This is a genomic window from Streptomyces sp. RGM 3693, assembly GCF_050471125.1.
GTDB lineage: Bacteria > Actinomycetota > Actinomycetes > Streptomycetales > Streptomycetaceae > Streptomyces.
This window is the reverse complement of sequence record NZ_JBMPPQ010000003.1, coordinates 1,179,984-1,192,763: the sequence shown is the minus strand read 5'-3', so window position 1 is coordinate 1,192,763 and position 12,780 is coordinate 1,179,984. Positions and strand designations below refer to the sequence as shown.

General features: G+C 68.5%; 9 protein-coding genes and 2 pseudogenes. 5 read left to right on the top strand and 6 right to left on the bottom strand.

The window, feature by feature from the left end; genetic code table 11:
• The first annotated feature begins 15 nt into the window (after positions 1 to 15).
• The 4 genes from ACO0M4_RS33590 (at position 16) to ACO0M4_RS33575 (ending at position 3,762) form a co-directional block, all read left to right on the top strand.
• On the top strand, positions 16 to 315 hold the full coding sequence (locus ACO0M4_RS33590; RefSeq protein WP_430374852.1) for a hypothetical protein: 300 nt from the start codon (positions 16 to 18) through the stop codon (positions 313 to 315).
• Positions 316 to 610: 295 nt separating this feature from the next.
• Positions 611 to 1,075: an IS200/IS605 family transposase gene (gene tnpA, locus ACO0M4_RS33585; RefSeq protein ID WP_430374851.1), complete on the top strand. Its 465-nt coding sequence runs from the start codon at positions 611 to 613 to the stop codon at positions 1,073 to 1,075.
• A complete protein-coding gene (locus ACO0M4_RS33580) occupies positions 1,059 to 2,270 on the top strand; it encodes an RNA-guided endonuclease InsQ/TnpB family protein (RefSeq protein WP_430374850.1) in 1,212 nt (403 codons plus the stop codon). Before tnpA ends, ACO0M4_RS33580 begins: the two co-directional genes overlap by 17 nt.
• A 187-nt stretch (positions 2,271 to 2,457) precedes the next feature.
• Positions 2,458 to 3,762 (top strand): alpha/beta hydrolase family protein, encoded by a 1,305-nt coding sequence (locus ACO0M4_RS33575; RefSeq protein ID WP_430374849.1) that lies wholly within the window; start codon positions 2,458 to 2,460, stop codon positions 3,760 to 3,762.
• A 103-nt stretch (positions 3,763 to 3,865) separates the two neighbouring features.
• Here the strand turns inward: ACO0M4_RS33575 and ACO0M4_RS33570 are convergent.
• Positions 3,866 to 4,665, bottom strand: a pseudogene (locus ACO0M4_RS33570) (transposase family protein).
• A 436-nt stretch (positions 4,666 to 5,101) separates the two neighbouring features.
• On the bottom strand, positions 5,102 to 5,380 hold the full coding sequence (locus ACO0M4_RS33565; protein ID WP_430374848.1) for a hypothetical protein: 279 nt from the start codon (positions 5,378 to 5,380) through the stop codon (positions 5,102 to 5,104).
• Between the two features lie 505 nt (positions 5,381 to 5,885).
• Here ACO0M4_RS33565 and ACO0M4_RS33560 point away from each other — a divergent pair.
• Positions 5,886 to 6,613 (top strand): annotated as a pseudogene (locus ACO0M4_RS33560) (IS5 family transposase); the annotation flags it as partial.
• Positions 6,614 to 6,695: 82 nt separating this feature from the next.
• Here ACO0M4_RS33560 and ACO0M4_RS33555 read toward each other — a convergent pair.
• The 4 genes from ACO0M4_RS33555 to ACO0M4_RS33540 all read right to left on the bottom strand — a co-directional run bounded on the left by ACO0M4_RS33555 (position 6,696) and on the right by ACO0M4_RS33540 (position 12,690).
• Entirely contained in the window at positions 6,696 to 7,442 is a 747-nt protein-coding gene (locus ACO0M4_RS33555; protein ID WP_430374847.1) for a phosphotransferase family protein, read from the bottom strand.
• A gap of 347 nt (positions 7,443 to 7,789) precedes the next feature.
• Positions 7,790 to 9,754, bottom strand: coding sequence for a hypothetical protein (locus tag ACO0M4_RS33550; RefSeq protein WP_430374846.1), 1,965 nt, complete (start codon positions 9,752 to 9,754; stop codon positions 7,790 to 7,792).
• Between the two features lie 186 nt (positions 9,755 to 9,940).
• Positions 9,941 to 11,212, bottom strand: coding sequence for a TIGR02679 family protein (locus ACO0M4_RS33545; protein WP_430374845.1), 1,272 nt, complete (start codon positions 11,210 to 11,212; stop codon positions 9,941 to 9,943).
• Entirely contained in the window at positions 11,209 to 12,690 is a 1,482-nt protein-coding gene (locus ACO0M4_RS33540; RefSeq protein WP_430375350.1) for a TIGR02680 family protein, read from the bottom strand. Before ACO0M4_RS33540 ends, ACO0M4_RS33545 begins: the two co-directional genes overlap by 4 nt.
• Between the last annotated feature and the right edge of the window lie 90 nt (positions 12,691 to 12,780).

Here is a 12,780-nt window from a genome sequence, read left to right as displayed (position 1 = left end):
GCGCCGGCGCTGGAGATGTACGGCGAGCTCGACAGGCTCGGCGCGCCTGGTGTCACCGCCTGGCTGGAAGGGGTGGCGTGCCCGCTCCTGCTGCTACAGGCTGGCTGTCCTCAACCGCCGGGGCCCACGGCGAACTGGTTCGCCGACCTCACCGTCGGGTTCGCACGGGGGCTGTCCCATGAACTGGCCGAGCTCTCCCGTACCCGGCCGACGATCACGGTCGCCCAGGTCGACGCGGGACACCCCATGGTCCTGCAAGCCCCCGAAGCAGTGGCGATGCTGATCACCGGATTCGTCCGGGGCCTGCCGGGCTGAGTACGAGAGCAGACAGGCGACCGTGGGCGCCCCGCCGTCCAGGAGGGCGCCATGGCCGACAACACCGACGCCCATTCACCTGACGATGTTGGGCGGCAGCTTTCCTCAGGTGAGGGGTGCTACCCCCATCACAGTTGGCGGGCCTGCTGGATGGGTTGCCGTTGCCATCAGCTATCTAGCGAGGGGACCCGCGCCTTTAGGCGTGGGGGGAATCGCTTCTCTGGGCTGCTCTGACCTCAACTGTGCGCACGGGTCTGCACTGTTGACCCCAGCCGACTAGATGCGTGTCACGCGTATGGTGATCGTTGTGACTGTGACGCGGAAGGTTCGCCGGTATTCCGGTGGTGTGTACGACTTGGGGTTGCACGTGGTGTGGTGCCCGAAGTACCGCCGCCGGGTCCTTGGTGGCCGGGTCGCGGTCCGGCTGCGTGAGCTGATTGAGGCCAAGGCCGCTGAGAAGGGCTGGGAGATCATCGCTCTTGAGGTGATGCCCGATCACGTGCACCTGTTCGTCAAGCACGAGCCGAAGGCTTCCGCGTCCTACGTGGCGAACCAGTTCAAGGGCTTGACCTCGCGCGTGCTCCGCCAGGAGTTCCCGCATCTGAAGTCGAGCATGCCCACGCTGTGGTCGTCGTCGTTCTTCGTCGCCTCGGTCGGCGCCGTCTCGGCGGACACGGTGGAGAAATACATCAACACCCAGTGGGAACGCCCCTGGACGAAGAAGCAGAAGGGGGACGCCGGGCGTGCACCGGGCGTATAAGTTCCTCCTGCGCCCCACCGTCCGGCAGACGCAGGCCCTCGGCGAGATGCTTCGGGATCACTGCTCCCTCTACAACGGGGCCTTGCAGGAACGCCGCGACGCCTACCGTCACGCCTCGAAGACCAGCATCAAGTACGGCATGCAGTCCGCCCAGCTCAAGGACATCCGGGCGTTCGATCCGGAGCGTCAGGGGCGGTGGTCGTTTAGCTCGCAGCAGGCCACGCTTCGCCGTCTGGACAAGGCGATGCAGGCGTTCTTCCGCCGGGTCAAGGCCGGAGAGAAGCCCGGCTACCCGCGCTTTAGGGGAGTGAACTGGTTCGACACGGTGGAGTTCCCGAAGGATGGGGACGGCTGCCGCTGGGACGGCACGCCGCACGAACCGGTGACCCGCGTGCGCCTGCAAGGCGTCGGACACGTCCGCGTGCACCAGCACCGCGCCGTGAAGGGCCGCGTCAAGACGATCTCTGTCAAGCGCGAGGGGCGGCAGTGGTACGTGATCCTCGCCTGTGACGAGGTGCCCGCCGAACCACTCCCCGCAACGGGTGCGGTCACCGGGATCGACATGGGCATAGCCCACTTCCTGACCACCTCCGAGGGCGAACACCAGCCAAACCCCAGGCACGGCAAACGCAATGCCGACGCCCTCGCCGACGCGCAGCGCGCCCTCAAGGCATTCCCCCGCCGTCGGCGCGAGGACCGCACCGCCAAGCACCGCCGAGCGATCGAGAGGGTCTCCGCTCTGCACCGCAAGGTGCGGCGTCAGCGCACCGACCACGCGCACAAGACCGCGCTGGCGATGGTCCGCACCTACGACGCGATAGCCCACGAGCGCCTGAGCATCGCGAACATGGTCCGCACCCCCAAACCCAAGCCCGATCCCGAGCAGCCAGGCGCCTTCCTGCCGAACGGCGCTGCCGCCAAGGCCGGGCTGAACAAGAGCATCCACGACGCGGGTTGGGGGGTGTTCCTGGGCATCCTCGCGCACAAGGCTGAAAGCGCCGGACGTCGACTGATCCCGGTGGACCCCCGCAACACCTCCCGCACCTGCCCCGCCTGCGGGCACGTGTCCGGCGAGAACCGCCCCACGCAGGAGAAGTTCGAGTGCACCCGGTGTGGACACACCGCCAACGCCGACCACGTCGGCGCACTCAACATCGCCATCAGGGCCGGGCTGGTCCTTCCCGACGTGGCCTAGCCACCGACAGGAGAAGCCCCCCGGATTTATCCGGGGGAGGAGTCACGCGAAGCAGGATCGTCGAGAAGTACCCAACCGAGGCTTTCGGGAGGGAGTTTCTTGAAGATCGGGGGACGGTATGCGGGTCCGGTGGGCTATATGTCTGATTGCGGTGCTGGCCGCCCTGGCGGTAGCAAGTGGGGTAGCCGTGGCGCGTCCTGCCGGGCAGGGCATCGGGGAGAGCGTGGAGTTCCGCAGTGCGGGCTTGACGCTGCACGGTACGGTCACGGCACCTGCTGGGGCGGCAGGACGGCGGCCCGGGATCGTGCTGGTGCACGGTTCGGGTCCCGAGAAGCGGGCGAAATACCAGGCCGAGGTCCAGGCCATGGCGCGAGCCGGGTTCGTGGTTCTCAGCTACGACAAGCGCACCACGGGGTACTCGCTGACACAGCGGTCCTACGCCCAACTCGCTGAAGATGCCCTGGCTGGTGTGCGGTTGCTGAGCAGGCGAGCTGATGTGGATCCCCACAAGATCGGGCTCTGGGGATTCAGCGAGGGCGGCTGGGTTGCTCCGCTGGCAGCCTCGCGCTCGACGCAGGTCTCGTACGTGGTACTGATCGGAGCATCCGGGGTGTCCCCGGCCCGGCAGTCAGCGTGGTACCTGGAGAACAAACTTCGGCACGAGGGCGTCGCAGGATCACTGCTGCAAACCATTCCGGTTACCGGGACGCGGTTTCTCAGGGATGCCGGTCTGTTGCCCGAGGCGGATTACGACCCACTGCCGGTGCTGCGGCGGCTGCGCCAGCCCGTGCTTGCCATGTGGGGAAACGACCAGCAATCGCCTCCTGCGGAAAGCGCCAGCGCCATCGAGAAGGCACTGCGCGACGGCGGCAATACCGACGTGACGCTCCGCTTTTTCTCGCACGCCGATCACAAACTGCACGCCTCACCCGACGGTTTCCAGCGAGGTAAGCAATTGACGCCCGGGTATGTCGCCACCATGGCGTCCTGGGTGGCAGGAAGCGGACACCGGACCAGCGACGCCCTGCCCCGCCAGGTCCGGCAGAGCCATGCTCTGGCCCCTCTCCCCGGATACCAGTCATCCGCGGCGCAGGCCGCAGTCTTCTTGTTCATGGTCGTTTCGTTCGCCGCGTACCTGCTGGGGGAACTGATACGGCGCCTGCGCGGGCGCCCCTGCGCTCCTGGGGCTGGCCGGGCACCGCGATGGCTGGCGACGACAGGACTGGCTACAGCGCTCGGCTTCCTGGGCTACTTCGGCTTTGTAGCGATGACGCTGACCCCCGGCCCGGTGATCGGCAACCGTCCAGTGCTCTGGCTCGTGCTGCAACTTCTGACGGCCGGGACGGCGCTCACGACCGCGGCAACAGCACTGGGCTGGTGGCGGGCCAGAGCCTCGGTACGGGGCCGGACCCACGCCCGTCTCGGGCTGCTGGGGCTCGCCAGCGCAGTGTTCGTTCCCTGGGCACTGTTCTGGGGCCTGATGACGCCGTAGTTGACACACTCAAGGACGGCTCCGTACACAGCACGCGTACACGACGCCTCGCCCCGATATAGGACAAGGGCCCGATGGCCCAGTGAGGTTTTCTCAGTGCAGATCATTTCCAGTGTCCGTTGAGGACGAGTGTGGCGCGGGCTATGTCGCCGATTCTGCTGGGGCTGAGTGTGACGTGCTTGAGGGTTCGCCAGCGTTCCTTCAGTTCCGCCGCGGTCCGCTCGCCGCGCGCCCGCACGTGTCTGATCAGCGCATTCGTGGCGCGGGTTCCTCGGTCCAGGGCGGTCTCGGAGCGGCTTTTGGGGCGGCGTACGGGCACGTGAATACCGATGCCGGCGCCGATGTAGCCCTTGTCGGCGAGCGTGGGTAGCCCGTCAGCGGCGGCTTTGTACAGTGCGGGAAGCACGTGGATACGGGCGGCGGTGATGTCCGGGGTGGAACCCGGCTCGACGTCAGAGACCCACAACGGGGAGCCGTCCGGCGCGGCCAGGAGCTGGATGTTGCCGCCGAAGCTCTTGTGCTTCTGGGAGAACCACGGGTCATTGCCGTTCTCCCGGACCCCGGCCAGCCGGGCACAGGCGATCAGCGTGCCGTCGAGCACCACGTGTGCATCCCCTCGGCGCGGCAGCGGTCCAACACCTCGTGCAGCTCGGGAGCTTGGGCGGCCAGCACGCCGATGCCCTCATGGAGGTAGCGGTAGCCGGTGGCCTGTGAGATCCCGGCGTCCCGGGCCAGGCAGTGCACGCAGCCGCGTTCTCGGAACCAGCGCAGCACCAGTACCGCCTGGCGGAACGGGCCCAGGGCGCGAGAGCCCTTCGGAGTGCCGATGTGGGTGGCCAGCAGCCGGGCGAGGAACTCCACGATGTGACGTGGGACGCCGAGCGCGGCAGCGTAGGTGGCCAACGTGAAGCCTCTGGTTCGAGCGGACATGGTCTTGGCAGACCAGTCCCACCAGGGGCTTTACGCCTGCCCAGCCTCGTGGCCCACCCGCAGATCATTTCGCTGGGGAAGCCTCAGCGGGGTAAGAGCCGGCTGGGCTCAGCCCCCGGTCTTGCCGGCCGGCTCATCCGCTGCCGCTGCGCACACCAGTGGGTCGAGCGCGAACTGACCTGTGCGGACTACCTGACGATGATTGGGGAAGGCATCGGTCAGGACTACCCGAGCCTGGAGGCCGCAGCCCAGGCTGCGGGATACGAGGGCACGCTGGCCGGCACCTATCTCGCTGAGCCCTGTACGGAGTGAGGGCTCATCAACAATGCCCGAAGATTTGGCTGTGTCCCGCACACCAGCTGAGTGGGCCCTTCGTCTGGAGGACGGCGTGCTATCCGGTGGGCTTGGCTCAAGTCTCGTCTTCCATCGCACTGTCGCAGCTACCGCAGACCCGGTCGGCGTACGCCTGCGGGTACCACGGTGACCCCGGGTGTCCCGAGGGCCGCCAGGAGGATGCCTCCATGGCGAAGGTGTCCTTGCCGCACAAGGTCCGTGGGCCGGGGGAGGAAGGCGCTCCTGGGGCGCCGGGCGCTGCGTGCACTCGTCGGACCCGGGCCCCGGCCTCGCCGGGGCTGGTGTCTGTCGTGCTCGCCGGTTGGTCGAGCTCGTACACGACGATGATCTCCATACGCCGACCGTAGTCCGCCGGCAGCCGCGCAGGCGGTAGCCAATCGCCGTGATCCGGTATCTGATGGGGATCCGGGCTTCAGCGTGGTGGGACGCCGTGCCGGTGTTCGGCCGAGGTGGGCCTCGCAATGACGGCAAGACATCACGGCGGCCGAGGAACCACCATTGGCGGGCTGTCGGTGGCAGCGTCGCGGTGAGACGTTCTCGCGACCGGTGCCGGCACTGCCTTTGGGACGGGCCGTCGCCGGACGAGCGGGAAGGGCTACCGGGGCGGGCGTTCCCAGGGCATGAATGATGCGGGCGGTTCCGGGGAATGGCGCCCGCGCTGGCCCAATGGTGCCTCGTCGATCTTCCGGGGCACGGGCGGTCGTTGGATCGGTGGTGATCGTCCGGTGGTGGGTTGGGGTGTTTCTGAGGGGCGGCTGGTGGCGGGTATGAGAGGCTGCCTGGCCCTTGCAGGCCAGACGGTCGAGTGGGGAGCGGGCGCATCAAGGGCGCGTGGGCCCCCGGGATGGCTTGTGCTTTATCGGCGCAAGGTGCTGTGTGGGATCCTGTTCGTTCTCTACACCGGGATCTGCTGGGGTTTCTGCCCCAGGAGTTGGGCTTCGGCTTGGGGATGACCTGCTGGCGACGGCTGCGTGACTGGAACGAGGCCGGGGTCTGGCAGCGCCTGCACGAGCTGCTGCTCTCCGAGCTGCGGGCCGCAGACCTGCTGGACTTCTCCCGCGCCGCGGTCGACTCCAGCCACATCCGCGCGATGAAGGGCGGGCCGGCCACTGGTCCGTCCCCGGTGGACCGGGGCAAGGCCGGCAGCAAGCACCACGTGATCGTTGAGGCGCACGGCATCCCGCTCGCGGCAATCACCACTGGCGGCAACCGCAACGATGTCAGCCAACTGATCTCGCTGATCCAGGCCGTCCCGCCGATCCGCGGCAAGCGCGGTCAGCCACTGCGCCGCCCCAAGCACCTGTACGCCGACCGCGGTGATGACCACGAGGTCTACCGGGACAAGGTCCGCCGGTTCCAGATCACCCCGCACATCGCCCGGCGCGGCACCGGGCACGGCTCCGGCCTGGGCGTGTACCGCTGGGTCGTGGAAGGAGCGATCGCGCTGTTGTACTGGTTCCGCCGCCTGCGCACCCGCTGGGAGGTCCGCGACGACATCCACCACGCGTTCGTCACCCTCGGCTGCGCCGTCATCTGTTGGCGACGACTGCGCACCGCACTCTGTTGAGAGTAAGGGCAGGCGATGTACCCGAGGGGATGGCCTGCTCGATGCGTCAGAACGCACTCGCAGCAGTCGGGCCCGCGCAGCCTCACATGCGGGATCTCAGCACGTCGACCTCACAGCCCGGCGCGAACGGGTCGAAGCCGTGCTCGACCAGCCAGCGAACCGCCAGCAGGCTTCGCAACGACCACCACGCGCGGATCACGTCGAGGTCGACGTCGGTGCCATAGCCGGCGATGACGTCGTCAAGGTGCTCCTCGTGTCCGAGCGTGAAGGTGGCGAGGTCGTACAGGGCATCACCCTGGCCCGCCTCGGACCAGTCGATGATGCCCGTGACCTCGTCGCCGTCGACGAAGACGTGCGCGATCTGCAGGTCGCCGTGTGTGAACGCCGGAGTCCACGGCCGGAGTGCGGCCTCGGCGACCTGGCGGTTGCGGGTGACCAGGTCCGCGGGCAGGACGCCGTTCGTCACGAGCCACTCGCACTCGTCGTCGAGTTCCGCCACCAGCGCGATGATGCTCCGGCCAGCCTGGCCCGGCCGGGGCGGCAGCGGTGCATCGTGCAACTTCCGGATGGCGGCGCCCGCCGCGGCCCATGCCGTCGGCGACCCGGTCGACGGCCCGCCGAGGCGTCCAAGCGTCGTCCCTGGGAGTGCGGCGATCGCGAGCACGGGCGGCTTGCGCCACAGGACCACCGGGGTTGGGACTGGCGCGAGGGACATCGCCTCGACCTCGACGTCGATGCGCGCCTGATCGGCGTCCACCTTCAGAAACACATCGCCGACGCGCAGGGTCGCGCGCTCGGAATGGGCGACGACGACTTTGACCTCATCCATGGGCGACCAGTATCCCGGGGATGATCGTCGACGTCGCCGGGTTTCTCACGTGCGATTACGCGGCTGACCGCGTCCCGCTACCCGGCGGCCTCGTGCACGACACCGACCGCTGACCAGGTCAAGCCCACCACTTTTGTTAGGAGTCCTGAATCTGCCGGGAAAGTCGCAGCTCATGGGAGTCTCTGCGCTCGCGCGCAAACCGCTCACATCGACGCTGCTGAAGCGCCCCGGAACCGGGGTGGCTCCCCGACGGCTCCTGAGGAGCCAATCGTCCAAATCGTGCCGTTACTTGGCCAGGCGCTCAGGGTTCATGTCCACGAGGCTGGGACTGATCGGCATGGCTGCTGTCATCGTCCCGGTGGAGGCGTCGGCCACGCGGTCCCCTCGACTGCCGCGTCGAGGAGGTCGCCGAGCCGATACCAGGCGCCTGGGCCGGCGTGCGACATGGGGCTCGCCGCGAACCGCTGCCATGCCGCGTCACTGTCGCCGAGCGCCTCGGTGACGTAGGCGGCGACTGCGGGATGAGTGGTGTCGTAGCGCGGGCCGCGGGCCTTCAGCGCTGACCGGGCAGGCAGCAGCCGGAGCAGCTCCGGAGGGCACTCGGGCCGGGCCAGCATGATCTCGGCCCAGCTTCCGCGCAGGTCGGGTCCGCCGCCCAGGCGCCTGCGCAGGTGCAGCGTGAGGTCGAGCAGTGTCTGCTGCGGGGCGGAGTGGCGGGCCAGTACGTCGTCGAAGGTGAGGGACTTTCGATAGGAGCGGGCGGCGAAGGAGAGCAGGGTCTCCTCGACGAGCGTGTCGTTGCCCGTGTGCCGGTCCAGGTAGGCGACGAGAACGTCCTCGTCGGCGTCGGCCAACTTCTTGAACCCGATGCCTTGTGGGTCGCCGAGGGAGGCCGTGCGTCGGCCCGGCAAGGCAGGGACGGGATCGGTGACGAGCGGCATGATGGTGGCGATCAGTTCCTTGGCCCGCCGGTTCTTCTCCCACGCGGAATGGCTGGAGGGGTAACCGTACGCACCGGACCCGGTAGACAGGGCCCGCTGGGTCTCCTGAACCACGAGATGCGCCTTCTGCCGCGCCTCCTCTGGGACTTCGGGGAGATGTACGAGGAGCGCGTGCAACCAGCCGAGGTCGCGCACGACCGGATAGCGCGAATCGGGGTCCGGCTCCCAGAGGCTCAGAGCGGTAAGGCAGATGGTCGCGAACTGGGTGCCGAGAGCGGCGACGAGTTCCTGGGACGCCAGCCATTTCTGGGGCCGGCCGTAACGCTGGGCCTCGCCGGGGTTGAGGAGGAACCGCCAGGTTTGGCAGCCTGCCCGCTCCACCCAGGCGACAGCGGAGCGGCAGCGCACGGTCAGGAGGTACTCGGACTGCATCTCCTCGTCCAGGAATCGCTCCACGTAGTCCCGCTCCTCCTGGGACGTGGCCGCCAACTCGTCGGCGTAGCGTTCCCGTGCCTGCGCGGGCGTCAGCCCGTCCCGGCAGGACCGGGAAATCCGGGTGACGAGGACCGCTCGCCCGAAGGACTCCAGGTCGTGTGCGGCGACTTCCTCCAACAGGGCCGGTTCGACGTGCCATGGCAAGGAGCCGAGCAGGTGCTTGCGCACCACACGATCGGCGGCGGAATGCCGCGCGGACCAGGCCAGTAGGCGGCGGTAATGCCCGGTGTGCGCCCGGAGGACGCCTGACCACATGCTGTCCCATGCCTCGGATGCGGCACGGTCGCGCTCCATCCACGCATCGATGTCCTCTTCGCCGGCATACTCGCCCGGCCCGAACGGGAGGCAGTCGAGGGCCGCGACGAACACGTCCTCGTGCAGGCCGTGTTCACCGAGTACGACCTGGGCGGGTGTCGGAGCCGTCAGCAGCTCGGGGGTGATGGTCAGGCCCGTTGCCGAGCGGCGGTGGAGCTCAGCGACGACGCCGTGGATGAGCGCAGCCCCACCCTCCCTCCGGCCAAGCACACCGAGTTGCGCTTCACTGCATTCCTGCAGAAACCGCGCCCTGTATGTGTCCGGGCAGGTTGGGTGCGACAGAGCGACGCGGGTCAACTCCATGCGGTCGGCCGTCATGTGCGGCTGCGGTTCGCGCTGGAGATCGCTCTCCACTGCCGTGGCCAACAGCCACTCGGGGGCCGACTGCGCGAGCGGTCCCGTGAGCAGGGATGTGAGCAGGCCGTCCCGGTCTGTGCCCGGAGATGCCGTCCGTATCGCCTCGATGGCCATGCGTGTGGGCGGGGAGTCGTCGGACGCCTGCGCGATGATGGTGCGCAGGAAATCGAAGGGGAGAGACGTACGTGATTCCGCCGCGGCCATCGGACTCCAATCTCCGACACCGCGCCCCTGGCCTCTGGTCGGACCCGCCCGGGCACGGTGATGTACCAGGTGTTGACGCCAATCATGCCGAAGGGGACTGACAGGGCAAGCAGTGACGAACATACGGTTCCGGAGGGGGCTTGCGGAGCAGGTTGGCTCCCCAGGTTCGGCACGACGCCGACGTCTCTACGCCTGGCGTGACAGGTCGGCCACCAAGAGATCGAGGGTGGCCTCCTCATGGAGCGCGATGCCGAGGGCGGTCATGGCAGGGGCGAGATCCGGGTCCCAATCTGCGCTGACAGGCGAGCCGTCGAGCGCCAGTTGAGGGATGCCCTCAGCCTGACTGCGCGCGGCCAGGTGTTCGTAATCCGCGGCCCTCATGCGCCACGACACAGCTTCGTAGCGGCGGATGACCCGGTTGGCCAGAGCGACCCCTGGCCAGTCGAAGTCGCCGTGGTAGGCGAAGCGGCAGCCCGTGGCGGCGAGGGCGTCAAGAAGAGTGAAGACCACCGTGGCGGCGCTGCCTGACGTGCATACGAGGGGCTGTGCGCAGGCCGCGTCCGCTGCGGCTTCCACCACGCGTGGATTCTCACAGATGCGGATGAGCGTTCCGGTGGGGAGTTGCAGCCGCAGAGTGTGCAGGTCACGCGGTGTGAGGTGGGCTTCGGCGTGATGCTCGGCTCGCTCCCGTAGGGCACGCTCCCGCCAGCCCTCGCCGTCGGGTCGCAGCCCGTAGGTCAGCACCGTGCTGGAGACCTCGTCCGGCGTGACGGCTACCTGCCGCCACAGGGCGCGTCGACCGGCCGCGTCGTCGGGGAACTCGGTGCCATGGGCAAGGGCGACGCCGCGTTGGACGAGGCGTGCGAGCCAGGTGCCGTCGTCCAAGCCGTGAGCGGAGCCGGTCGCCATGGCGGCGAGTTCTCCTCGGCCGAGTACGCCGTCGCGCGGGGGCCCTAGGAGAGTGGTGAGGACGTGGACCGCCTGCTGGAGTGTCCCTATGGCCGCTTCGGGCGACACTCCTCTCGGAACACCGGCGCGGCGCAACAGGTCGTACCACCGCCGGGGCCATTCCTGGGCGGCGAGCGGTGAGGCGTCCAGCGACATGGCGAGGGACGACCACACCTGCTCCCGCCGTGCCGCCACGTCCGCGCGGGCGGCACGGCGGTCGGTGAGTGGCGGGCCGAGTTCCTCCAGGGTCTGCCTGAGGCCGAGTCCGGCGGCCGAGGCCCTCAGCCGTGCGTCGAGCATGTCGAGCCGCACGGTCACGGTCGGCCCTGTGAGGGGTTTCCCCAGCAGAAGGGACAAGTCGTTGCGTTCCTGGGCGTTCATCGCGGTCAGCCGGAGCGAACCCGTGGCCTGTACGCCGTTGCTCTCCAGGCGCTTGCGTACCCCCTCCCAGAGCCGGGTGAGTCCAGGTCCCGTCAGCCAGTCACGCGTTGCGGCGGGCAGCCCGCTCATACGGACACCAGACGCCGGTGCCGACCGTTCCAGGTGTAGTGCAGAGTGGCCACCCCGCGCACATGGGGGTCACGGAGGCACTCGTAGATGTGCAGGGACGGAACTTCGGGCCAGTTTCCCATGAGCCGCTCGCTGGTGAGGACGAAGTCGAGATCGAGGTCGACGAGGATACGGCCCAGTCGTCCATGGGTGGGTTCGTCGACCTTCGCGAAGGCGTCGTCCAAGAGGATCAACCGCGGCGTGTGCGGTGCTGACTCGGCGAGACTGCTGAAGTGGGCGGCAGCCGCGGCGAAGAGCACGAGGTAGGAGAGCACCCGCTGCTCGCCCTGGCTGAGCCCGGTCCGGCCGGTCAGTTTCCGACGGCGGCCCGGGGCCGCGTCCTCGACCACAAAGGTGTGAAAACGGAACCAGTCGCGGTAATCCAGCGCGGTCCGCAGATGGGCGGCGTAACCGGCTGACGGGTCGGCACGACGGGCGTCCTCGATCCGGCGTTGCAGGACCTCGCGCAGCTGCTCAGTCTGCTCGCGCGTCCTGAGGCTTGATGGACTGCGCAGCAGCTCGACGGCCGCGCGCACATCCGCGTCCACGTCTTCGTCCAGCTTCCATAGCAGCTCGACACCGAGACCGTGGGACGTGCGTACGGTCCGCAGGGTGCCGTTGAGCGCCGCGACCAGATTCGCCGCGGTGATGACCTGCGCCGAGAGATGATCGCCCAGTTCTCCGGTCAGGAACCTCTGAAATACCTCACGTTCGCGCTCGGTGAGTCGGCCCCGGGCCTCCGCGGCCTGGACCGCGATCCGCTCGCCCACGGCCGCGACGTCATGGGACCCGTGGTCGTCGACCAGGCGGCACACCTTGATCCCGTCGCGTTCTTCAAGCTGTGCGTCGAATCCGCCGGCCAGTTGGTCGCGCAGCTCGGTATGGCGGTTGAGCAGGGTGCTGTCCGACACTTCGCCCTTCGGGCGGCCGAGGGCCTGTTCTACTGCGTCCGCGAGTGCCCGCAGTGCTCGCAGACGGGTGCGGACGTCCGTGCCGGGATCGTCCGACACGTATGCGGGCAGTGAGGACCGGTCAAGGCTGGCGCCGCGCAGCACCTCAGGTCGGCAGAGAGCACCACGAAGTGCGCTGCCGGTGTCGATGACCGTCGTCTCCTGGTCTGCCAGGTTTCCGCGCAGGCGCTTCTCGTCCTCTTCCGCGCGCACGCGCAGGTCGTGGAGCTCGTCGCGGGCTCGTTGTGCCCCGGGGAGGGCATGGACGGCGTTCGCGATGCGCCGCTTGGCCTCCTGCTCGCGGACGAGGATCTCTTCCTCGGACGAACCGATGGCCTGCTCGCGGGTGTGCAGGTCTTGTGCCGCGGTGCGCAGTCCGGCGAGACGGAGCCGGTAGCTCTCGTCGGCGGCCAGGCGATCTTCTCGCGCGCGTCCGTACCGATCGGCATCGGTCTGGTTGGTGCCGAGCCGCTCGCCCGTGCCGCTGATGGCCCTGCGCAGATGACCGATATCGGTAAGCAGGGCAGCCAGCGCGTGCGTGCGCGGTCCAGGGTGGTGGGGTCGCCGGGCAGGTCGTGG